Annotated in this window: 15 protein-coding genes and 3 pseudogenes; 6 read left to right on the top strand and 12 right to left on the bottom strand. The window is 60.1% G+C overall.

Going from position 1 to position 23,485, the window contains the following annotated elements; translation table 11 throughout:
* Positions 1 to 24: 24 nt before the first annotated feature.
* On the top strand, positions 25 to 1,155 hold the full coding sequence (locus K9B37_RS17105; RefSeq protein WP_224314754.1) for a HoxN/HupN/NixA family nickel/cobalt transporter: 1,131 nt from the start codon (positions 25 to 27) through the stop codon (positions 1,153 to 1,155).
* Between the two features lie 4 nt (positions 1,156 to 1,159).
* On the opposite strand, the gene K9B37_RS17100 is transcribed toward K9B37_RS17105, so the two are convergent.
* From K9B37_RS17100 to K9B37_RS17090, 3 genes are read right to left on the bottom strand one after another with little or no spacing between them, the layout of a single operon-like run.
* Entirely contained in the window at positions 1,160 to 2,413 is a 1,254-nt protein-coding gene (locus tag K9B37_RS17100) for an MFS transporter (protein ID WP_224314753.1), read from the bottom strand.
* A 14-nt stretch (positions 2,414 to 2,427) separates the two neighbouring features.
* Entirely contained in the window at positions 2,428 to 3,432 is a 1,005-nt protein-coding gene (locus K9B37_RS17095; RefSeq protein WP_224314752.1) for a YncE family protein, read from the bottom strand.
* Between the two features lie 9 nt (positions 3,433 to 3,441).
* Positions 3,442 to 4,350 (bottom strand): DUF1259 domain-containing protein, encoded by a 909-nt coding sequence (locus K9B37_RS17090; protein ID WP_224314751.1) that lies wholly within the window; start codon positions 4,348 to 4,350, stop codon positions 3,442 to 3,444.
* A gap of 816 nt (positions 4,351 to 5,166) precedes the next feature.
* On the opposite strand from K9B37_RS17090, the gene K9B37_RS24945 reads away from it, so the two are divergent.
* Positions 5,167 to 6,861: a hybrid sensor histidine kinase/response regulator family protein gene (locus K9B37_RS24945; RefSeq protein ID WP_224314750.1), complete on the top strand. Its 1,695-nt coding sequence runs from the start codon at positions 5,167 to 5,169 to the stop codon at positions 6,859 to 6,861.
* A 207-nt stretch (positions 6,862 to 7,068) separates the two neighbouring features.
* On the opposite strand, the pseudogene K9B37_RS17080 reads toward K9B37_RS24945, so the two are convergent.
* Positions 7,069 to 7,281 (bottom strand): annotated as a pseudogene (locus tag K9B37_RS17080) (cation efflux transmembrane domain-containing protein); the annotation flags it as partial.
* A gap of 139 nt (positions 7,282 to 7,420) precedes the next feature.
* On the opposite strand from K9B37_RS17080, the pseudogene K9B37_RS17075 reads away from it, so the two are divergent.
* Positions 7,421 to 7,822: pseudogene (locus tag K9B37_RS17075) on the top strand (DDE-type integrase/transposase/recombinase); the annotation flags it as partial.
* A gap of 121 nt (positions 7,823 to 7,943) precedes the next feature.
* Here the strand turns inward: K9B37_RS17075 and K9B37_RS17070 are convergent.
* The 3 genes and pseudogenes from K9B37_RS17070 to K9B37_RS17060 all read right to left on the bottom strand — a co-directional run.
* Positions 7,944 to 8,843 (bottom strand): annotated as a pseudogene (locus K9B37_RS17070) (IS1595 family transposase); the annotation flags it as partial.
* 505 nt (positions 8,844 to 9,348) lie between these two features.
* Entirely contained in the window at positions 9,349 to 10,608 is a 1,260-nt protein-coding gene (locus K9B37_RS17065) for a GNAT family N-acetyltransferase (protein WP_224314749.1), read from the bottom strand.
* 35 nt (positions 10,609 to 10,643) lie between these two features.
* Positions 10,644 to 12,038, bottom strand: coding sequence for an aspartate aminotransferase family protein (locus tag K9B37_RS17060; protein WP_224314748.1), 1,395 nt, complete (start codon positions 12,036 to 12,038; stop codon positions 10,644 to 10,646).
* Between the two features lie 192 nt (positions 12,039 to 12,230).
* Between K9B37_RS17060 and K9B37_RS17055 the strand changes: the two genes are divergently transcribed.
* Positions 12,231 to 12,833 carry an MlaC/ttg2D family ABC transporter substrate-binding protein gene (locus tag K9B37_RS17055; RefSeq protein ID WP_224314747.1) on the top strand — a complete coding sequence of 201 codons (603 nt, stop codon included), beginning with the start codon at positions 12,231 to 12,233 and terminating at the stop codon, positions 12,831 to 12,833.
* A gap of 46 nt (positions 12,834 to 12,879) precedes the next feature.
* Here K9B37_RS17055 and K9B37_RS17050 read toward each other — a convergent pair whose 3' ends face one another.
* Positions 12,880 to 15,477 carry an MMPL family transporter gene (locus tag K9B37_RS17050; RefSeq protein WP_224314746.1) on the bottom strand — a complete coding sequence of 866 codons (2,598 nt, stop codon included), beginning with the start codon at positions 15,475 to 15,477 and terminating at the stop codon, positions 12,880 to 12,882.
* A 244-nt stretch (positions 15,478 to 15,721) separates the two neighbouring features.
* On the opposite strand from K9B37_RS17050, the gene ispH reads away from it, so the two are divergent.
* Complete coding sequence (gene ispH, locus K9B37_RS17045; protein WP_224314745.1) at positions 15,722 to 16,648, top strand: 4-hydroxy-3-methylbut-2-enyl diphosphate reductase; 927 nt, start codon at positions 15,722 to 15,724, stop codon at positions 16,646 to 16,648.
* A 56-nt stretch (positions 16,649 to 16,704) separates the two neighbouring features.
* Complete coding sequence (gene hpnH / locus K9B37_RS17040; RefSeq protein ID WP_224314744.1) at positions 16,705 to 17,853, top strand: adenosyl-hopene transferase HpnH; 1,149 nt, start codon at positions 16,705 to 16,707, stop codon at positions 17,851 to 17,853.
* Here the strand turns inward: hpnH and K9B37_RS24940 are convergent.
* The 4 genes from K9B37_RS24940 to K9B37_RS17020 all read right to left on the bottom strand — a co-directional run bounded on the left by K9B37_RS24940 (position 17,776) and on the right by K9B37_RS17020 (position 23,165).
* On the bottom strand, positions 17,776 to 18,693 hold the full coding sequence (locus tag K9B37_RS24940) for a phosphorylase family protein (protein WP_224314743.1): 918 nt from the start codon (positions 18,691 to 18,693) through the stop codon (positions 17,776 to 17,778). The two genes, hpnH and K9B37_RS24940, sit on opposite strands and share 78 nt — an antisense overlap.
* Complete coding sequence (gene shc / locus K9B37_RS17030; protein ID WP_224314742.1) at positions 18,690 to 20,666, bottom strand: squalene--hopene cyclase; 1,977 nt, start codon at positions 20,664 to 20,666, stop codon at positions 18,690 to 18,692. Before shc ends, K9B37_RS24940 begins: the two co-directional genes overlap by 4 nt.
* Before the next feature lie 104 nt (positions 20,667 to 20,770).
* Positions 20,771 to 21,604, bottom strand: a complete 834-nt coding sequence (hpnD, locus tag K9B37_RS17025; RefSeq protein WP_224314741.1) for a presqualene diphosphate synthase HpnD — start codon at positions 21,602 to 21,604, stop codon at positions 20,771 to 20,773.
* A gap of 364 nt (positions 21,605 to 21,968) precedes the next feature.
* On the bottom strand, positions 21,969 to 23,165 hold the full coding sequence (locus K9B37_RS17020) for a glycosyltransferase (protein ID WP_224314740.1): 1,197 nt from the start codon (positions 23,163 to 23,165) through the stop codon (positions 21,969 to 21,971).
* Positions 23,166 to 23,485 lie beyond the last annotated feature (320 nt).

Here is a 23,485-nt window from a genome sequence, read left to right as displayed (position 1 = left end):
CCGCGAGACATTGCTGGAACACCAATGCCCGATATTGCTCAACTCCTTCAGTCCGGCGGCAACGGCTGGCTGTATCTGCCCTTTGCCGTCCTGCTCGGTGTCCTGCATGGCCTGGAGCCTGGCCACTCGAAGACCATGATGGCCGCCTACATCGTGGCGATCCGCGGCACCATCGGACAGGCAATTCTCCTCGGTGTCAGCGCCGCCCTCTCGCATTCGCTCGTGGTCTGGATCGTCGCGATGCTTGGCCTATCGCTCGGGCGCGAGATCCTGACCACGCATTTCGAGGCCTGGCTGCTGATCGCGTCCGGTCTGATTATCCTCGGCATCGCCTCCTGGATGTTCTGGCGCACCGGCCAGAGCCTCGGCTGGTTCCGATGGCATCATGGTCATCATCACCATTATCATGGTGACCATCATCACGACGAGGTTCGCACCATCGACACCGGACACGGTGTCGTGGAACTGGCGATCTTCGAGGACGACACACTGCCCCGCTGGCGTCTGCGCACGATCAGCGGCAACGCGTGGAGGGCCGAGGACGTGACGGTCGCGACCGAGCGCGAGGACGGCTCGGGGGAGCGGTTTCGGTTTGTCGAGCGGGACGGCTATCTCGAATCCGCCGGGGAAATCCCGGAGCCGCACGCGTTCACCGCCCGGCTGCGTCTGGCGCACGGCGACCATGCCCACACCTACAAGGTCGCCTTCGCCGAGCACGATCACGGGCACAATCACGATCATGTCGGGCATGACGAGGACGCGCACGAGCGCGAGCACGCCGAGCAGATCGCGCGCCAGCTTGCGGCCAACGGTGGCAACGTCACCACGGCTCAGATCGCGCTGTTCGGCATCACCGGTGGGTTGATCCCCTGTCCGGCCTCGATCACCGTGCTATTGATCTGCCTCCAGCTCGGCCAGGTCACGCTTGGAGCGGCGACGGTTGCTGCCTTCAGCCTGGGGCTGGCGATCACCATGGTTTCCATCGGCGTCGCGGCCGCCTGGGGCGTACAGCATGCCTCGAAGCGGATAAACTTTTCGGACAATCTGCTGCGGCGCCTGCCGCTGGCGTCCGCCGGTCTCGTTGGCGTTCTCGGCGCGGTCATGCTGGTGCAGGGCTTCATCGACCTTGCCGCCCCGGCAACGCCCCTGTCGTAGAACGTTAGCGTTCCTCTGGCGGCTTGATGGCCGAGAACTGCCGCAGCAGCGTCAGGTCGTAAGCCGCCTTCAGGGTACCTGCGAGGACGAGTGGCCAGCCGAACGGCGACACTGTCAGCAGCCATCCCGACAGGAGCGGCGCGACTGCCGAAGCGAGGCTGCGAGGCACCGCCGTGACGCTGGCTGCGGCGGGTCTCTCATCCGGCCTGACCACCGCCATGACATACGAGGAGCGAGTCGGCACATCCATCTGGGACAGCAGGCTCCGCAGGATCAGCAGCCCGAACGCGATCCAGACCGTCGGTGCGAAGGCGGTCAGGATCAGGAAGAGGCTTGACGGCAGATGGGTGAACACCATCGTGTTGATCAGCCCGAACCGCTTGGCCAGCGGCACCGCCGCGAAATACGAGGCCGCCGAGCACAGGCTGGTCACGAAGAAGATCGCCCCGATGGTGGCGATGCCGATGCCGAACCGCTCGCTGAGCCAGATCGTGAGCAACGCATTGATGACAAGCCCTCCGCCAAATGCATCGACCGAGAACAGGGCGGCCAGCCGATACACGATCCCGCGCGACGGACCGAGCGGTGCAGGTGGACTGTCCGCACCCGCCTCCACCCGCGGCGACAGATGCCGGTAGAGCAGGAACGTGATCAATCCCAGGGCACCATAGAGGCCGAACAGAAGGGCTGTTGTCGTTCCTGGCGCGACGACCGGCGCCAGCCAGTCGAGCGCGCCGACGCAGAGCGCTCCAACGGCGCCGAAGAAGGCGCCGACGAAGCTGTAGCGGGCAAATGCCGCTGTTCGGTCCTCGTCGACGACGATATGGGAGAGGACAGTATGCTCAAGGGGCAGGAACACGCTGACGTCGCCGCCGGACGGGTTGAGGGTTCCCACGAAGGCGATCACGAGCAACGGCCAGAAAGTGTCGACGCCGGCGAACCCCAACCCGGTCGCTGCCATCAGGAGTCCCGCAGCGAGCAGAACCGGACGCCGCGGAATCCGGTACGCGACCAGCCCGAGGGCGAGCGTCAGCAGGGCCGAGCCGATCAAGGAGGCGGTCGAGACGAGGCCGACACCGAAGGCATCGTAGCCGAGGCGCGAGAGATGCACCGGCAGCAGGATCGCCACGTAGCCGTCTCCGAAGGCACGCAGGGACCGCGCGATGAGAACCCGCCTGACGTCCTGGGAGAAATGCCCGTCGGCGTGAGCTCCATTGGCCCTGTCGCGGTGCTCCGTGCCTTGGGCAACGCTGGTCATGCGCTCCTGACCTCTCAGGGATCCGGCCTGTAGACCCAGATCGCCGCCTGCTCGTGACCGTTCGCGCGCGCGGCGAGGAACAGCCGGTCGAGTTCGGGGACGAACAGCGCTGTTCGCGCTCCGGGAGCGGTCGCGATGCGAGCCCTTCGGCGGAACGTGCCAGCATCCTGTTCGAACACGTCGAGAAAGCCTTCGCCACAGCTCACGTAGACCCGGTGCCGCTTCGCATCCACGAAGACATCGTCGGCATCCCTGCATGTTCCAGTGCTTGCAACCAGCGCTCCGTCGTGCATCGAAAATGCGGTCAGCGTCGGCGGATTTCGGAACACCACGAGGACCTGCTCGGAGGCCTCATCGAGAGCCATCGGGAAATTCGCCCTCGAGGCCCCAGTCGGCCACTTGGCGATCACCTTGCCGCTCTGGCGATCAGCCACCTCGATCGCATGCGCATCGGGAACGTTCGCGAAGATCCGGCTGCCATTGCTTTCGATCCGGAAGCTCTCGGGATGTCCATGCAGGCCAATCTCGGTGGTCTTTCGGTTTTCCGTGGCGTCGAAGATGGCCAAGGCCCCTTCGCCGTAACCGACAATCACCCGGTTGCAGGCGATGACGCGGATGTTGTCCGCGTCATCGCCGAGTTCGATCCGGCCTGCCTCCTTGAGATCCTGTCCATGGAACAGCCGCATCGATCCATCCCCCGCGTTGGCAACATAGAGAGTGTCGGTCCAAGGAACATAACCGAGACCCTGCGGCTCCTTGAGGCCTCGAATCCGACCCGATACTTTCGAGGCGCCCAGATCGACAATCCCGACGCTGTCGTTGCTGAGCTCCGCCACGAACAGGCGCTGCCGGGCGAGATCGATCGCCATGTGGTCGATCCGGCCCTTGACGTCGCCGAGCGGGATCTTCGTCTCGAGTTCGAGGATCCCGGCCCCGCCTGCGACCGAGGCTGGCGCGCCAGCCGCCGACAGGGCAGCCCCTGCGAGGAGGCTCACCGCTGGCAGGAAACGCCTTCCCATAAGTCCCTCCTAGTCCTTCGCGGACTTCACCTGATCGAGAGCTGCACGCAGTCCCTTGGCGAGTTTCTCGGTGTCATCATTGGCCCAGAAGTGCATGAAGAACAGACGCGGCTCGTCCTTGAGCATGTGGTTATGGAGGGCCGTCACCTCGATCCCGTTCGATTGTAGGGCCTTGATGACCGGGTTCACCTCGTCGGCGGTGAGCACGAAGTCACCCGAGGTCGCCGCCATGCCGGTTGTCGTCGGCTGGATGTTGATGGCAATCGCCGAGCCCATCGCAGCAAGCACCTCCATGCCATCGTCCCTGACGGCCTCGGCCCTGGCCACGCTCATCTGATAGACACCGCCATTGACCTTGCCCTTGTGCCCGAGGGTCTGATCGAGGGCGGCCGTGTCGAGGTCTGGTTTCTGATTGGTGGAGGCGGTGGTCGTCGCCTGCGGCGAGACGGCGGCAGTCTCGGCGCCGAACGGCGTCTTGCTAACGGTGAGCGCTTCCCGCAGGGTCGCCGCGAGCGTCGTGGGGTCACCATGGCCGTGGACGTGCATGTACATCGTCGCGGGTGAGGCGCGCAGGAGATGGTTGTGGAGCGCCGTGATCTCCATGCCGCCCTGCTCGAGGCGGGTCAGCACCGGGGCGATTTCCTCCTGCGTCATGACGAGATCGCCCATCACCATGACCTCGTTGCCCATCGGCTTGAATGCGAGCCAGGAGCCGAGGGCCAAGGCTGGTTTGATTTCGACACCGTCGAGGACGACCTTGAGGTCCGTCCGGGGCAAGCCGACCCGGTAGACCCCTTTCGGCATCTCGGTGCCCTGCTTGCCGAGACCGCTGGCAATCTGCTGCTGCCACCCGTCGGCGTCGAGGGCGGGTGTGCTGACGACAAGGCCAAGTACTGTAACGGTGGTTAGGATTCGCACCTTGCTCTCCTATTGTCGCCCCCGTTCCATATGCTCCCAGTCACTCCCGCCAGAGGCGCAGCCAAGCAGCCATGGCCTGGCTGAGTTTGAGCCCATTGTGGCGATTGATTAAGGCTGATTGACTATCAAACTCGTCCGCCCAATCCACGAAGGCCTGCCACATGTGGCGAGCGGCGCCGGGAATCAATCGTAGGTCGGCAGCTAGGCCCGAGGCGGGAAGAATATCCTGCATTGTCGTGGCACGCCGGTGATCCGTAGTACACAGACAGGCTCTGCCTGATTGACGCGCAAGATCTGCGTTGTGCCAGGAGCACGCTGCTGGGCTGTGAGGGCACCGATTGCTATTCATTCACCCGTTCAGGCCGAACATGTACGACCTAGCACTGCTAAGTCTTGGAGCGTTCGTTACTCCAACCGACTTAGATCAGTGCACCCGTCAAAGAATAAATGCTTTATTTCGCAATGTTTGTCCATAATTTCTCTGACGTCAGTTTGCCACGATACATTCTGATTGCCCGTGTTGGGCCCAATGCGTAATTTCCTGTTGAACAAGCAAGATTTGTTGGGGGCCCTTGCATGACCGCTTGGCCGGCTCACATTGCACCTGTCTGTGAAGGGAGGGTGCCATCGCCTTACGTCTGTGCTCCAGCAATGCATCGGCCCCGCTTGCGACGCTTACAATTCTGCCAAATTCGCCTGAAGATCGGCGAGTTCCTTCATGGCTGTTTCACGTGGGGAAGAGGGCTACCAGCACTATCATACAAGGTCCAGAAGTCAGGTGTTCGAGCGGCCAGTCACCCACCCAAGAGCGCGCACGTGTTATTTGGGGCCGCGATCCTGGTGCCCTTGATCCTGTTCAGCCTCGCGGCGTTCGATGACTACCAACAGACTATGCGACGGGCGGAGCACGAAGCTCTGCAAACCGTTGCCCCGCTCGAGGAACATGCTTCCTCCGTCTTTGACGCCCAGGAACTCATCCTTGACAGTATCGCCGAACGCGTCGCGGACAAGGATTGGGATGAAATCAGCGCCTCCCAGAAAAGCCTCCATGAATACTTGCTGCAGTTGCAGGCGATGCTGCCGCAGGTCTCCGATATCGTCCTGGCCGACGAGCGGGGCAGACCCCGCCTCACCGCGGCACCAGCCTCGGCTTCGCTGGCGGCCAACATCTCAGACCAGGACTACTTCGTCGCACAGCGAAGTACGCTGGGAGCCACCTATATTGATGGCGTCGTCAAGGAGCGCCTAAGCGGCGAGCTCGCCTTTCACTCCAGTCGCCGCCTGTCCGAACCTGATCTGTCCTTCCGCGGCGTGATCGCCGTCGCGATGCCTCCGGAGTATTTCTTCAACCTTTGGCGCAGCTTCATCCCCTCCGATGATCGCTTTGTCGGTCTCGTTCGGGACGATGGTGAATTCCTGGCCCGCCAGCCCGCGCTCGGGGCTGAGCCGATTACGCTGCCGCTCGACAGCCCACTGATGAGTGCTGCGCGGAAAAATCGCCAGGGAGTATATCATGGACCTTCCCCACTCGACGGGAGCCTCGGCATCGTCGCCTACAAGAAGCTGGAAAAATACCCGCTTTATATAGTCTACGGCGTAGGATACCCGACAGTTCTGGCCTCATGGTACCGCAATCTCGTCTTCTATGGGGTGGCGACCTTGCTCGCAGCGGGTTTGCTTCTGGTGATCACTCGCTACGCGCTCAATGTAATGCAGGCCGAGCAGCAGGCGTTGCTGCAGCTTAACGCCGAGACGCAGCAGCGGGAGTGGATTCAGGCTGACCTCGTCCATGCCCAGAAGCTTGAGGCGATCGGCGCGTTGACGAGTGCCACAGCCCACGACTTCGGCAATTTTCTGCAGGTAATCATTGTCAACCTGCACGCACTCAAGGGAAGACAGGCTGACGAGCGACTCGAATCCAGGGTGGCGGCGGGCCTACAGGCGAGCGAAGGCGCGACGAAGCTGCAACGACAGCTTCTGGCGTTCGCTCACAAACAACAGCTCGACCCGACCGTGCTCGATGTCAACAGCGTCATCCAGGGCTTTCTGCCGATCCTGTCGCACGCACTCGCACCCACCGTCACAGTCGAGATGCGCCTGCAGGACAATCTCTGGCCAGCCCTTCTCGACAAGAACCGGTTGGAGGTCGCGCTGCTCAACCTCGCCGTGAATGCGAAACACGCCCTGTCAAGTGGGGGCAGGGTGACGGTAGAGACCAGGAACGTTCTGCTGTCACTAGCAGATGGGGTCGACGACATGACGGGCCACTTCGTGGCGATCACCGTCATGGACACCGGAACCGGTATGCCGCCGGCCATCGCAGCCAGGGCGTTCGAGCCGTTCTTCACGACGAAGGAGAAGGGACGCGGGACTGGGCTGGGCCTGCCAGCGGTGCATGCCCTCGCGAAAGAGTTCGGCGGAACAGCGAAAATCGACAGTGCGCTCGGACAGGGAACAAGGGTGACACTTTACTTTCCTAGTGCCTCAGCCCTGACGGCTTCGGATGAGTAAGCGTCGGCATAGGATCAAACCACGCACGTTGTTTCAAGTGTCGGGGGCTTTCCAAACGACCCAGTAGCTAAAGCGATCCAGGAGTCGCCTGCTGGTAGAGCCACGACAGCCAAATTCCCGGTGTCACCGCGTCGTTGCCTGTCCTAGCCGCAGCAGGATTGGAGTGCCGCTCCTGAATATGCCAGACCTAGTCGAGATTTTTTAGGCTTACGTTTGGAGTTCAGGCTCGGCGTGACCGTCGGCTGCGAGAGCTGGGCTCCCTGTAGCTTTAGCCACCTTGCGCAGAGCCCGAACGCGCCAGAAATCGACAACGATAGAGACCACCAGGACAGCGATTGCGATTGGCGCTGCTTCAATTTGATGCGGCTCCCCCAGCAATCGCTTGACGGCCTCGTAAGCGATCCAGCCGGCCGCGCCGACGAGGAGGACTACCTCGGGTTCTGTCGCAAACTCGCTTTTTACTTATCAATACTGACGAGCCCACACAGGCGGGATCCCGCAAAATCAACGGGTTAGCAGCCCGGCCGTGACGACAAAGTGGTGCGAAAAACGCCTATACTTCGAGTTTGCGACAGAGCCTAATCTGGGGGCTGTCAAGCAGTTCCTGCGCACGGCGCTGAAGCGGCGTGGCCGTCCTAAACGGATTGTCATCGACGGCCGTCAGACCAACCGAGAAGCCATCTTGTCCGGTGATATGACAGACCGGCTTGAGCATCAGGCGCGACGCAAACTGAAGCCGATCCGGATCCGACAGAGCGCCTATCTGAACAATCGCATCGAGCAGGACCATCGGGCCATCAAGAGGCGAGTGCGACCGATGCTCGGGTTCCAGTCTGTGGCCAGTGCCCGCGTGATCCTGGGCGGCATCGAGCTGGTTCACATAATGCGAAAAGGCCAGGCGATGTATGCCTGTAAGCAACAGCCATCGCTCGCTGAACAGTTCGACCACCTCACCGCATGAGCTGATCACAAGCATCTGCTAGTTTCTCATCCCTTCTCCGAATTTGCGACGGAACCTTGGTCACTGGTCGTCCCTTGCGCGCCCGTCGCGGCGCTTGGCCTGTTACGACACGCTTCGACTAGCGAAAGCCGATCTCGTTGAAGTAGAGATCCGCCAGATGCGGGCTGATGTGGTGGAACACGCCCGAGACCGTTCGACGGATCCGGTCATTGAAGCCCTCCGCCGAGTTGATATGCACGGGACCGCGGGCATACTCGCGAGCCTTATGGTGGACAGTGTCATGCGCTGCAAAGGCGCTGCCCAGAGAGACAAACGCCTTCCATTCATCGCTCATCAGATGTGCACTGGATTCGACGGCCTCTGTGAGAACCCGATTCGCTTCGGACTCGGACAGATCCTCTATTACGGCTGCTCGAATCTCACCTCATGATGCGCCGACACTCACATCCGGCGGCCGCTGCACCGCCACAAGCGCCGGTGTTTTCAAGGTTTTCTGCTGGCCTTTGCGTCCCCGCCCCGGTGGAGAACAGTTCCGATCCCGCCGCAGCTTGCCGCCCAGATAAAGCCCGTCGATCTCAACCACACTATCCAGAGTGTGCTCGCGTCCGACTATCAGGCGCAAGGCATGACCCATGCGCCACGCCGTTGGCTGGCTGGCGCAGAGAGCCTCTGCCAAGCGGATAGAGGAGATCCCCTTGTCCGACTGCAGCGTCAGCCAGAGGCCAGAGAGCCAAATCCGGAACGGGAGCTTCGTTGCATGCAGAGGTGTGCGGGTCGTGAAAGTGAACTGAAACCGGCAGGTGCCGCTTGAGCATTGGTAGAGCCCAGGTCGGGCTCGCTTCCCGTTCTCCCGACCTATCAGTGCGATCGACCGCCGGTAGCAGCAGGCCGGGCAAATGCGCCCGTTGGGCCAAACCATCGCCTCGAGCAACCGTCGGCAAAGAGCCTCATCCTGGAAGGCTCGGATTATATTCGACACTGTGGTGACCCTACTCAGTATCTCGCCAACAGACGGCTGCATGCTGCCCCTGATCCGGCCTCGATCACGAGATCAGAATCTCACGCAAAAGCTTCACTGCAAAGGAAATGCTGTCTTTGGTTGATAGTGCCGGCGCTCAATCCGGAACACACCTTGCGCGGCTTCCGTCAATGGCCCGCCGATCATGCTCAAGCCGCCCAGCTACGCCTACTATACCCCGGGCCTTGAACACGACTACTGGGACTGCGTCATCGGCAGGCAAGGGGCATTCCTAGTGCCGGCGCGGGAGTGAACGCAGTTCTCGGCAGCGATCAAGCTGAAGATTTTGCGGGAGGTGTCCAGCGCCCCTGGACTCCGGCCCTGGTTCTCCCGGCCCAGTCCCAGGAGGCACACGCCGACTGCATGGCCGGCGAGAAGGAATGAGGAGGTGGCCCCGGGAACTCGGCCGCGGCGGCCCGACCGGTCGAGCCATTCTGGAACCTCAGGCTCAGATCACAGCGGCCCCTACCTCACAAGCCCCTGACCAAATGCTCCCGTGACAGCGCCGTCACGAGCGATCCCACAACTCATCGTAATTCTCAAATTTCCGCAAGAGCGGCTCCTGGCGTGTGGGTTCGAGCCAGGGCAGTAGACAGCGAAGGATAGGATTGATTACGGCCGACGTGTGTCGCACGTAGAGATCGATCGGATCGAGCCGATGGCGTAGATGGAATTTCGGCTCGTAGCTCAGTGCGCTGCTACAATATGATCGGTACCCATTGGCGATGGCCCAGGTGATCACATCACGGACGGCGACAAAATAGAGATGCAAATCGAGTGCGACCGCGTAATCGAGGCCGATATACTCGCTGTAGATAGCGTCGCCTTGGACCATACAGAGGTTGAAGGCGATGATCTTGCCCGACTGACGCCAAACAAAGAAGCGGGACTTGTCCGGAATAGCCTGTCCGAGTGCGCAAAGAAACTCCGGCGTCAGTTTCTCGAAGTGCTGTTTGGATCGTGCATAGACCTGTAGATACAGCGGATAGATTTCGCCAATGATTGGCGTGATATCGCCTTCCAGGCTCATCTCGACCGGCGGCGCACGGTTCAGAGTCTGGAATGTCCGACGCAGCTTCGCGCGTCTCGCTGAGTGGAGGGCTCGACACATATAGTCGTCGAAGCTACCATACTTGATCTCAAGGCGAGTCATTGGAAGGCTCGGCACCCGAGCAAAACCGGCCTGCATGAAGCACGCGAGAGTCGGCCGGTATTTCGCAGGAAACTCCTTAATCACCACGAGGCGTATCTTCATCGCGCGCGCATGACACATAATCGCCGACGCCAGTCGTCGCGCGCCCTCCTGGCGCGACGGTTCATCGGCGCCGTCAAAATGACCTTCGCCAGCCGCACACCCGACCATGAGTGTTCGCAGCTTCAGGAAACCGGGCCACAGGTGGCGGATTGTAGCTGCGACAGCTCGCGTATGCGAACCCATCCCAGCCAGCAAGTCCTGATCGAGAACGAAGAATGGCTGAACCGTACAGGGCTCGCCCCGGTCATCATGAATGACGAAGTACCGGTACTCGAACTCCGGGTTGATCGTGTCCTCCACGATCTCGTAGAAGCGATGGTCTTTGCGTTCGCTCGCAAAAGCGGACGGCCAGCGACTGCACTGCGCCAGTGCAGCGCGCGTGACGACCGTCACGCGGTCGCCCGGCTTGGCGCCGGCCTCTGTCCGCGTCGGGGACGCATACAGGGTTCGTTCGATAAACCTCAGCAATTCAGACAAACCATAAACGTCAATCAGGACGTCGATTGGGCGCATTCTTGTGCTGCCCGCCATAAGAGAACGGCGCAGAACTACGGAGGTCGGCCTACATGCATTCGCATAGCATGATCGATCATAGTCTTGCCGAGTGACCAGACAGCCCCCGGAACCTGATGACTGTCCGTGATCACCGTGTCGAAAGCAGTCTCAATCCAGTTACAGTCAGCCTCATTGAGCGTCAGAGGCGGCAACAGCTTAATCGTGTGACTGCCGTGTCCAGCAACCTGCGCGAGGATTTTGTGGTCTTTGAACAGCGGCACTGCGATAAGCTGGCAGAACAGTCCTGTTCTGACCGTTTCCACCATCGTCCAAGCCGCCCTCAGTTTTAACGAACGGGGTGGACCGAACTCGATCCCGATCATTAGACCTTTACCGCGGACACTCCGCACAAACTCGTGATGCCGGGCGATCTCGTGAAAGGCACCGAGTAGGCGGTCGCCGAGCCGCTGAGCATTCTCAATCAGCCGCTCACGCTTGATGACCTCAAGGGTCGCCAGACCCGCCGCCATTGCCAAGTCGTTCTTGGAGAATGTCGAACCATGGACCACTGCCCGGTCCATGCGATTGAAGACCTTGTTCAAGATCCATTCCCGTGCGAGCACCGCTCCAATAGGCACATGCCCACCCGACAGCGCCTTGGCAAGAAGCACCATGTCCGGCTCGACATGCCAGTGCTCGACGGCGAGAAATTTGCCCGTGCGCCCTAGCCCCGTCTGCACCTCATCGGCGACCAACAGGGTCCCATGCTTCTTGCAAAGGGTCGCTGCGCCTGGAAGGTAATCGTCAGAAGGAATGTTCACGCCCTTGCCCTGGATCGGTTCGACAAAGAACGCAGCGACTTGTTTTGAACTGAGAGCCCGGTCCAATGCGTCGAGATCGTTGAATGGGAGCTTGACGCAATCTGGCAGGAGCGGGCCAAAGCCCGCTTGGAAGATGTCATCTTCGGTGAGCGAGAGGGCTCCGTAAGTGAGACCATGGAAAGCTTGGCCGCACGACACGATCCGCGTGCGTCCGGTTGCGGCCCGTGCAAACTTGATCGCCGCTTCAACGGCCTCTGCACCCGAGTTGGCAAAGAAGACCTTCTGGAGATATGGGGCGGGTTGGAGCAGTCTCTCAGCGAGGACTCCTGCTAGCGGAGACACGTCTAGCTGGACCAGGTTCGGCAAATCACCATCGAGCACCGTCTTGAGAGCGTCACGGATCGCCGGATGGTTCCGGCCCAGAGCAAAGACGCCCCATCCACTTAGGAGGTCCAGATAGCGAACATCATTTTTATCAAAGAGGTAAGCTCCCTGTCCCCTGCGAAACCCGACATCATAACCAAGCGTCTCTAGGACACGAACCATCTGCTCATTGAGATAACATGAATGTAATGTATAGCGCTCAGCCTCCCGCTCCGTGTAAAGGGACGCGATATCAAGAGTCATCCTCGCCTCCTTGAATGCATATTTTCAGCGGATTGTTTCCATAAATCCTTGTTGCCGCCTGACGGTGGGCTGAGTCTCAAGCCAGCTCTGGCCTCACTGACCCAATTCCTATCACCCTAAAGTTGACAGCTTGCTGGATTGGTCCAGCACTCCATGTGAGCACCTGCTACTACGAGAATAGGGGAGGGACCGATGTTTTCGAGACGTCAACTTCTGATGCTCGCCGGAGCGGCGGTTGCTTACCCATGCTTTGTTGTTGGGCAGGAGCGGAACCCCAGCGTCACACGCATCAAGGAGTTCTACGAGAAGCTGCAGGCGGCGGCGGATCAGCCGGACAGAGAGCCTAAAGAGCGACTGTCCACCCTGTCTGGCCTCTTCATGGAGATGTTCGACACTCCCACCATGACGCGGATCGCTGTCGGCCCAAGCTGGCCTAAGCTTCCGGAGGTCAAGAAGGCATCGCTTCAGGATGCATTTGGCCAGTATGTGATCGCATTATACAGTGGCCGGCTCGGTCAGGCTGCCGGCGGGCGCTTTGAGGTCTTACCGGACACGGAGCGTCGGGCAGGAGGGATCCTTGTCCGCACCCGGATCACGGACGCCCAAGGCAATGTAACGCCGGTCGATTACCTCATGAACGGAGAAGGACGTATCGTTGACATATATCTGAAGGGCACCGTCAGCGAACTTGCCTCGCAGCGCCCTGTGTTTGAGAGGGCCCTGAAGGCCGGAGGGCCAGACAGGCTCGAGGCGGAGCTGCGTGAACGCACCCAAGCTCTCAGGCGCGGCCAGTAGCTGGTCCAAATCCAGTACCAAGTGTTTCAGATGTTGGATCCCATCCTCACATCGGGAGCTCAACATTGCGCGGAGGGCCGAGGAAGGCCGGCACAACGATGAACGCCGCGAGCAGCGTGAAGAACAGCGACAGCGCCAGGAGCTGTCCCATGCTCGCCGTGCCTGGATGGCTGGAGAAGCAGAGACTTCCGAAGGCTGCCCCCGTCGTGAGAGCACTGAAGAAGATGGCCCGTGTCAGGCTGGAGGCCAGCATGTTCGTGACTCCCGCTCGCCAGGAAATGATGTAATAGATATGAAACGCGACGCCGACGGCCAGCATAAGCGGCAGAGCGAGGATGTTCGCAAAATTGAGTGACAACCCGATGAGGCTGGCCGTCTCCAAGGTTATGATCGTGGCGAGGACGAGCGGGCCGAGGGTTAGAGCAACGTCGACGGGCTTACGGAGTGCCACTACCAGGATCAGGAAGATCGCCCCAAGAGCAAACAGGCCCGCCTCTATGAAAGCACGGACGACTGTTCGGCCGGATTCTACGATCGCGATGGGGCCTCCGGTCGCCATCGGAGCGACGGCGAGTACCGCATTGGCAAACCGGCTGAGCGTCGTATTGTCGTTCGTGTCGCTTGAAGGAAATATCTCGATCCGGGCGTGGCCATTCGGGGCAATCCAGTCCGCGACGAGATCGGAGGGCAGTTTGTCCTGCGTGATCAGCTCCGCGCTCATGAGTAGCGGAAGGCGGTCGAAGAGCCGCACAAGATCTGTGGTCATGGCTGTTTGGGCTGCCGCCCGCTCCCGCGGGGAAGCAGCGGCAACGCGCTTGAGTGCGGCTCCAAGGCGCCGCGCCGTATCTTCGCTCGCGCCGGCCCGCGATCCGGCGGCATCAAGCAGGATCGCCGCAGTTTGAGTCAAGGCGGCAATATTGTCCGTATCCGTCGGCGGAGCGGCAAGTTGTGTCGGATGCAGCACCGGATCCAGAAGGAAAGCCGCGTCTCGGATGATGCCGAGCTTCTCGTCTTGATCATCGGGAATGAAACTCGCGAGGGTCACAGTACGCGAAACTTCCGGGAGGGCCGCCATCTTTGCGGACAGCGATCGTGCCTCCTCCAGGGAGGGAGCCAGCACATCGATCGAGTTCGGACTCGTCGCGGGATCACGCACGAGATCGAGATAAGTTGCAACCGACTCCACGTGCTTACTGCGGAGGTTCATGGGGTTTGTGTCGAACCGGAGACTGATCAGGAAGGGCAGCCCAGCGGTGACAACGAGGATCGTTGCCGCGATCACGAGGCGACGATGCCTGAGGATCCAATGATCGACGGCGGACAATGACAGCGTCTCGACAGCTTCCGCTTCGCCCGGGGGTCGTAGCGCGACAAGCAGCGCCGGGAGCAGCGTCAAGCTTGCAGTATAAGCGATGATCATGCCGACACCAGCGATGAGGCCCAGTTCCGATGCTCCCCGGAACGCTGTCGGCAGGAACGAGACGAAACCGGCCAGGAGCGAGACAGCGGCAAGGGTCAGCGATCCGCCTACCTTCCGAGCAGCGGCCAGGACGGCCCTTGGAAGGTCATCCCGGACATGGCGCTCGGCACGGTAACGCATGGCAAATTGGATCCCGAAATCAACGCCGAGACCCACGAAGAGAACTGCGAAGGCAATCGAGATCAGATTGAGTTCGCCCACCATAAGCAAACCGACAGCGGTCGTCACGACTAGGCCCACGAAGAGAGTCGTCAGAACGGCCAGGATGGTTCGTCCGGAGCGAAGAGCAAAATACAGGAGAAGCCCGATGGTTGCGAGGGTCAGGGTGGTATTAAGTGTTACGTTCTCCGCCAGCGTACCGAACTCTTCGTCCGCAATGGGAACCGGACCCGTCAGGCGCACGCGTATGCCGTGGTCCGGTGTCAGCCCGAGGCCGGTAACTGTGCTTCGGATCAGATCGGTTGCCTCTGCACCCGGTTGCAGCGCATTGTAGTTGAGTTCGGGATAGATCAGGACGAAGCGTCTGAGTTCCGGCGGAGCGGCCTTTTTGCCCGACAAAAGAGTCTGCCACGAGAGACGAGCCTCCTTTCCGTCGAGTATGCTCTCGATCACGCCGACCAGGGCAACCATGGGGCCCGCCAGTTCGTCCATTGTCGTCTGCCCTACGCGAACTCCTTGCAGGCCTAGGGAGAGCGTTTGCATGACGCCACGCAGGCTTGGATCGGCAGCCAACGGGCCTAGGAGTCCTTGCTGAGAGATGAGTTCCTCGGTGGTCCGGGTGAGCTCGTCCATCGACAGGAGAAGAAGGCCGTTTCTTGCCAAGAATGGGCTGCTGTCCGGCCGCCATATGTTGCGGACCGGGCTGCCGTGACGGGTCAGCGCATCGGTCAGCCGTGCCGCTGCTTCATCTGCGAATTCAGGCGCTTCCCCGTCAATGACGGCGACGATCAGGTTCACGCGCTGCGGAAAAGCCGCTTCCATTGCGATCTCATTTCGTCGCCAGAGCACGTCTTTCGAAAACAATCCTGCCGTATCGGTGTTGATTGCGAAGCGCGTCGACGCAACGGCCAAGCTGAGCAGAGTGAGGGTTCCGGCGACAGTGATGACCAGCCATAGCCGACGAATGCATTTCGAAACGAGTCGTTCAATTGAGGATTCAAGCATCGATGCTTCGGCGTGGCTCATTGAATGATGTGCGGGCCAGTCAGTACTGCTGGCTTATGCAGGTTCGATAACGCAGTAAAAGGCTTATAGGAGCCTTCAGCAAGGCTTGTGTAATTCCATCCTATAGGCTGTGTGGCATCAAGGCCCCGTATTGCGCCGGCTTTTGGATGACGTCAAAAGGCCAGATTTCCATTTTAGAAGACCCGAGCGGCCTTAGCGTGTCGTGCGCATAAGAGGATAGAATATGAAAGTTATCCTCGCTCAGCCTCGCGGCTTCTGTGCCGGCGTTGTCCGTGCAATCGAAATCGTGGAGCGCACGCTCGCCAAGTATGGTGCTCCCATCTACGTCCGACATCAGATCGTTCACAATCGGTATGTGGTCGAAAGCCTCGAGAGAAAGGGCGCCCGCTTCGTGGAGAAGCTCGACGAAGTGCCGGACGGATCGATCGTGATCTTTAGCGCACACGGCGTTTCCCGCATGATCGTGGCGGATGCTCAGGCAAGACATTTGCCTGTGCTGGATGCCACCTGCCCACTCGTCACCAAGGTTCACCACCAAGGTCAGCGCTATGTGACACAGGGACGGACGCTCGTACTCATCGGCCACGCCGGGCATCCAGAGGTCGAAGGTACATTGGGACAGATCAAAGGCGCCGTTCATCTAGTGCAGAACGCGGCCGATGTCGAAGCGCTTGACCTTCCGGCTGAGGCACGCATCGCCTACGTGACCCAGACGACCCTGAGCGTGGACGACACCCGATCAATCATTGCGGCTCTGGGGCGGCGCTTTCACGATGTGGTTGGGCCGGAGACGAGAGATATCTGCTACGCTACGCAAAACCGCCAGACGGCGGTCCGGCAGCTCTGCCGGGAGTGCGATCTCCTGCTGGTGGTCGGAGCGCGCAACAGTTCTAATTCCAACCGTCTGCGGGAGATCGGCGAGGAGGTTGGCGTGCCGAGCTACCTCATCGAGGATGAGACGGATATCGACCCTAAATGGTTGCACCAGATCGAGGCCATCGGGCTGACCGCCGGCGCCTCGGCGCCTGAGGTGCTCGTCGAGAGGGTCCTCGATGCCCTCGCCCGAAGCTGCCCTGTCGAGATCTCAGTGCTTCCGGGCGTCGACGAGACCGTCAACTTCCGCCTGCCTGCAGAACTCGCGAACATTTGACCCTGGTCAGGCGGAAGAGCGGCGTCCGATCAAACGATCAAAGCAAGGATTTAATCGTGGGCATTCCCCTCCGTCAGATTCTGCTCATCGGTATTTATGTTGTCCGCCAACATCTTGCCGGCCGGCAGCGCTATCCGCTCGTGTTGATGCTCGAGCCTCTGTTTCGATGCAATCTGTCCTGTGCAGGATGCGGCAAGATCGATTACCCGGAACCGATCCTGAATAGGCGTCTGTCCGTGGAGGAATGCCTCGAGGCGATTGATGAGTGCGGCACGCCAGTCGTCGTCCTCGCAGGCGGCGAACCGCTCCTGCACAAGGAACTTCCTCAAATCATCGAGGGCGCGCTGGCGCGACGCAAATTCGTGATTGTCTGCACCAACGCGCTCTTGCTGGAAAAGAAAATCCATCAGTACCGACCGAGCCCGTACTTCACTTGGTCCATCCATCTGGATGGCGACGAGGAGACGCACGACTGCTCAGTGGGCCGGTCAGGTGTCTACGAGCGTGCTGTTGCTGCCCTTAAGTTGGCTCAGGCAAGGGGCTTCCGCGTGACAATAAACTGCACCTTATTCAAGGCTGCCGACCCGGAGCGGGTCGCACGGTTTTTCGACACGGTCATGGCGCTTGAGGTGGATGGCCTCACCGTTTCGCCCGGATACGCCTATGAAAGAGCCCCAGACCAGAAGCATTTCCTTAACCGAAGAGCCACCAAAGAACTCTTTCGCCGTATCTTCCGCCTCGGCGACGGTGGCAAGCGGTGGGCGTTCAACCAATCGGCCCTCTATCTTGATTTCCTGGCTGGAAACCAAACCTATCAGTGCACGCCGTGGGGCAACCCTACTCGAACCATCTTCGGATGGCAGCGACCGTGCTACCTTCTCGGAGAGGGTTACGCCAAGACCTACCGGGAATTGATCGAAGATACGCATTGGGATACCTACGGTACTGGCCGGTACGAAAAATGCGCTGATTGCATGGTTCATTCAGGCTACGAAGCATCGGCCGTGACGGACATGGTTCGGCGGCCATGGAAGGCAGCTTGGATCGCCTTGCGTGGGGTGGCAACTGAAGGCCTGATGGCGCCGGAAATTCCGCTGGACCGACAGCGTCCAGCACAATTCGTCTTCTCACGAAACGTCGCTGAAAGGCTGAGCGAGACCGGGGTTTCCAAGGTCAGGTCCAAGAAGGGCCCTGCAACGACGTAATCCTGTGAAGGCTGCCGCCGTATCCCATGCCAGACGTGGCAGCGAGAGGATCTGCAGGGGACGCCGCATGAGCATGCCAAGAACACGCCGCCAACCCAGTACTCCATTGGCGCCTAGTGCGTCGCAGACAAATGGTGGAAGTGAATGAGTGGCTGAGTCGCAGACGATCCGAAGCGCCGCAAACGGAATTCCGTTGGCCGCCGCAAACTCTGCTGCAACATGGGATTCCATATCTACGGCAGCAGCATCCGTGGCGGCGCGGAGAGCCGCTTTCGCGGCAGCAGTCAGAACTGGGACGTCGACGCCCACAATCTCGGCCACAACGACGTTCTGGCCCCCTGCTATCAACCTTTGAACCCAGTCCTGGGTGAGTCCAGGATGCGCAACCCACCGCGTGGTTCCAGCAATGATGCCGCGAGCCAGAACTGCATCGCCGGGGGAGAGAACGACATCAAGCCCACCTGCGATCCCGAAACTGACCACGGCCCGGTAAGCAGGAGCGAGTCTGCGGAGCATATGACGCAACCGGTCCGGTGAGCCGTCCGACCAGAGGATGACATTGTCTAGCCTGGTGACTATTGCCGTTTCCACGAACGTGGAATCATCCGTCTTCTTCGCCGTACTGGATTTTGCGGCGGCAAATCGGATCCGCTTTTCCGAAGAATGCGCGAGAGCCTCGACCCCAAAAGTGGGTCTACCTTTAGGATCCACCTGATGCTCATCTTCTTTGGCGAGAGCGTCTTTTGGAATGGAGAGCCGCGTCCACTGTTCCGCTCGATGCACGATGCGCGCTTCAGAGGCGAGTCCGGTCACGATCAGGAGCGGGAGCCTGGAGTTCACATTCCGACCCAGTCGCGGGCCCCGACGGTGCCCGCCTTCAGGCTGCGGTAGCGGGCGAGCGCCCAAAGTGGGAAGAACTTTGGATAGCCGTGATAACGCAAGTAGAAGACCCGTGGGAAACCCGTCGCTGTGAAATGCTCCTCGGGCCAGAATCCGTCCTGCCCTTGGGTGTTGCAGAGATATTCGATTCCGCGGCTGACAGCGGGGTGTTCGGCTTCGCCAGCGGCCATGAGACCCAGGAGCGCCCAAGCGCTCTGAGACGCCGTGCTTTGCACGGGTTGATAACTCCGATAATCAAGGCGATAGCTGTCGCCGCCTTCGCCCCAGCCCCCATCGGGGTTCTGAATTCGGATCAGCCAGTCGACCGCTTGGCGCATTGCATCCGAATGCGGGTCAACTCTCGCCGCGTGCAGGGCACAAAGAGCCGACCAGGTGCCATAAATGTAATTGATACCCCAGCGGCCGAACCAGCTTCCATCATCTTTCTGCTCCGCGAGTAGATACTCAATGCCTCGCGCCAGCGGTGAGCCCGGTTCGGGCTTGTCACCCAGTTGAGCGAGCATTGACACGCAGCGCGCCGTCACGTCGACCGTTGGAGGATCGAGAAGCGCTCCATGATCGGCAAAGGGGATATGGTTGAGATATGCGTAACTGTTATCCGTGTCGAAGGCGCCCCAGCCGCCGTTGCGGCTCTGAAGACCTATGACCCACTCGCGCCCGCGGGCGATTGGCTCCTCAAGAGCCAATGAAGCCATCGGAGGAAGCAGCGCTTGTGCACGGTGCATTGTCATCACAACCACAGCGGTATCGTCGACATCGGGATAGTAGGGATTGCCGTATTGGAACGCCCAACCGCCGGGCCGCACATGAGGGCATGTCGCCGCCCAGTCACCCGCGACATCAAGGACCTGGCGCCGCTTCAGCCAAGCGATTCCACCTAGACCGTACCGCCTTGCATCATCACTCTCCGCTTCGAAAAGAGCCTGGCAGGCAAGGACTGTATCCCACACGGGGGAGAGGCATGGCTGACAATAAGCTTCGTTGCTCTTCACGACCAGGAGGCGCTCTATTGCTTCCCGTGCCGAAACCATACGTGGGTGGTCTCCTGGATACCCTAAAGCATTGTACATCATCATGGCATTGGCCATAGCGGGGAATATGGCGCCTAGCCCATCTTGGCCGTTCAGGCGCTCTTCCACGAAAGCAATTGCTGCCTGGATCGCACGCTCGCGGGAGCCCTTCGGAAAGAAGCGCTCCGTTTTGTGCAGAACGGCGTCGATCATTCTGAAGAGGTGAGCCCATGTCGACGTCTGATGCGCTCCCCGCGGCCACTTACGCTCGCTGCTCGGCGCAGTCACGAAAAGCTCCTGGACATCGATGCCGTTCCGGCTGCGCGCCTTCGGCTTCAAGACCTGCAGGACCATGAGCGGAACAAGAACCGTGCGCGCCCAGTATGATATCTTTGAGAGATGGAAGGGAAACCAGCGAGGGAGAAGCATCATCTCGACCGGCATGACTGGTACGGCCCGCCAAGGGATGTCACCATAGAGTGCCAACAGCGTCCGGGTGAAGACATTGCTCTGTGCGGCGCCGCCATGCACGAGGATCAAATCACGAGCCCGGCGCATGTGCAAAGCGTCGGGCGCGTCTCCAATCATCTTCAGCGCAAAGTATGCCTTGACGCTCGCGCTCAGATCGGAAGACCCGCCATGGAATAGGGGCCATCCGCCGTCACCGGCTTGGATGCGACGCAGATATGCTGCGATCTTGTCTTCAAGGTCGCTTTTCGCTGGCTCCCCGAGATAATGCTTAAGAAGTACATATTCGGCAGAAATCGTGGCATCGGCCTCAAGCTCGAATCTCCAGTGCCCATCGGCTTGAGCCTGTGCGATGAGTGCGCGACTCGTAGTATCGATCTTCGCGTCGATCAGTTCGGGTGATGCCTCAATCCGGTCTAGACTAAGTCGGCGCATGATGCGTTCCACACCATCTGGTGCCTACAATGCGGGCCTCAACAGCAAATATTGCGCGGATCGATCAGCCTTGTTGTTGGGAAGTATTCGGGCCAAGTTCTCCATCAGATCAGCCCATACCGCAACAATGCCCTTAAAACGCTCAGGCGGCCGATATGAACAACCGGCCGAGGCGGATCCCAACCACGCGCCAGAAGCTCGTCAAGAATCGTCGAATATGCCGCCGCCATCAGACGTGGCGCACGCACGGAGCTACGGGAACATTCAGCCATAACCCGATCTGCTTCATGGAAATGAACGGCTGCCTTACCCGCCACTTGGTTACAGGCATGTCCGATCCGCGGGTGGGTCAGCACGAATCCAGGCTCGAACTGGGAAATGCCCGCTTCGATTAGTGCTTCCCGCGGCAAGTAGAGCCGGTCGAGGACCGCGTCCTCATCGAGATCCCGCAGGATGTTGGTGAGTTGTAGCGCCCGGCCGAGATGGTAGGCGAGAGCCTCGCCATGATGATCGTCGATCCCGAAAATCCGAACCGAGATCCGACCGACGGCACTTGCGACCCGGTCGCAATAGAGATCGAGCGTCGCCCAATCGGGCGGCCAGATGTCGCCTTTCACGTCCATCATCATTCCGTCAATGACGGCGTGGAACTCGTCGGACCGGAGTGCGAAAGTACGGACAGATGCGGCTAGCGCCGAGAGGCGCTCCGGGGGATGCTCATGGAACAGACCGTCAACCTCCGTTCGCCATGCTTGGAGTTTTCTGGCCCGGTCGGCGCAGGGTTCGCCGCTGTCTGCAATGTCATCAACGGCCCGGCAGAATGCATATACAGCATACATTGCCTCGCGTCTCGAACGTGGCAGTATACGCATAGCGGTGTAAAATGAACTACCAGCAACGGCTGGGGAACCGCTCTCGTTCAGCGCTACATCCGCCATGCGCCTGCTCCTCCTGAAAGCCGTGCGCGGATCCACGAAATTATGCCGCTCAAACGACCTTCTGTCACGCCGATAAATGGCCGGCGCCTCGGACCAAATGATGGGAGGCCGTTTGGGATTCATGGGCCCAATTTCCTAAGACGTGCGCATTGTGGATGCGAAAAGGCGAGTCCACTTCTCAAGCACATTACGCGAGGTGGTTACGTGCGATGCCTGTCGAGACATGGAAGTCGTCTTTGCACTTGGAAGATGGCAGATGCGGAAGAAACGACGAGGCACTCGCCCCTAGGGCAATCAGGCGAAGCGTGACAGCGAAGCGGCGGACCTGGTGACTTCTATGATATAAATCCCGACGCATTCATCACTATCGTTTATGGGATTGATTCGTGTGTTGCGATCGGGCCGCCTGAAAGCGGCCCTTCCATGCTCCCCCTCGGCCCTGCCAATGCTGAAGGGCGGAATCCAAAGTAAACCACATGTACATGGAAGCGATTACGGGAAGGGCCAGCCCCCATGCTCGATTCACTCTGAAGAAGCGTAGCGTGGGAGCGTAAGCCAGAACCATCATCATCCACGCGGCGAGGCCAAGGCTGCGGGAGGTTCTCTCTCCGAGAATTGTTGTGAGAGGCGGAGCAATGTAGACCACGCCCATCCCCAGGAGCGTGCCCAAGAGGAGCAGGGGCGAATAGCGAAGCTGGGCATAGGCCGAACGGGCCACCATGTGGCCTACATCGCTGAAGGTTGGAGCGGCACGCACACTGCGGACCTTATCCGTTAAACCAAGCCAAATGGGACCTTCCCGCTTCAGCAAGGCGCCGAGCGCACAATCATCGATCAGCGCTCCACAAATTGCCTGGATGCCTCCTGCGCACCGAAGCACATCCGGACGCACGAGCATACAACCGCCCGCAGCAGCAGCCGTCCGGCGCCGTGGGTCGTTGACCCAGGCAAAAGGGTATAGCTTCTGAAAAAAGAAGACGAAGGCCGGGATCAGCATCCGTTCGGCGAATGTCTCGCAATGCAGTTTCACCATCGTAGAGGCGAGAACGGTATGACATGCGCATGCGTGTTCGACTAGTTGCCGCAAGGTGCCCCGTCCGTAGACGATATCCGCATCGGTAAAGAGCACATAGTTCGGCGAGCGAGATTGTGTGTCCAGATAGGCTATTCCTTGCGCCATCGCCCAAAGCTTTCCCGTCCAATGGAGCGGCGGATCGGTTCCGTGGATAACGGCTAGACGATGGGTTGCTCCCATCCGAGTGGCTGTCTCCCGGGCGAGCGTGGCAGTCCCGTCAGTGCTCTGGTCATCGACAACGACTATGGTGAGCACACCCGGATAGTCTTGCCGGAGCAGAGAGCCCACGCTGGCAGCAATGAGGTCGGCTTCGTCGCGGGCCGGAAGTATGACAGCTACACTCGGCCACTGATCAATTGGCTGGCTGCCTTCGACCAACGCCCGAGAGCCGTCCTGCTCAGTGCAACACCAGAAATGGCCCCTGCCAAACAGAAGGTAGAGCCAGGCGGCAAGCGAAGCGGCACTCACAATGGTCGCAACATTCATTGCAAACCTCATCAGGCGGCGGCTTCGGCAGAACTTAGCCTGCTTCCGACTTGTTAGACACTTGGTGACCGTCGGGATGCATATGATTTCATGTCCTGTCGGCCAGCTGGATATCCTCGCTCGTGCAATATTCGCCAAAGCCTAACGCCTATCAGCTGACCAAGTAAGGATAGGCCGCTCTTTCCCGGCCGACCAGGCCCGCGCTTTGCGGGCCTCCTCCTGTCCCAAAGCCTCGAACACCTTGGTGACGATGCCGGACGCATCAAGCCCGGCCTGGGCATACATGCGTTCGGGCTTGTCGTGGTCGATATAGGTGTCAG

The sequence above is a fragment of the Microvirga puerhi genome, from assembly GCF_020089865.1.
Taxonomy (GTDB): Bacteria; Pseudomonadota; Alphaproteobacteria; order Rhizobiales; family Beijerinckiaceae; genus Microvirga; species Microvirga puerhi.
The sequence above is the reverse complement of the archived record's forward strand: the minus strand, read 5'-3'. Positions and strand labels throughout refer to the sequence as shown.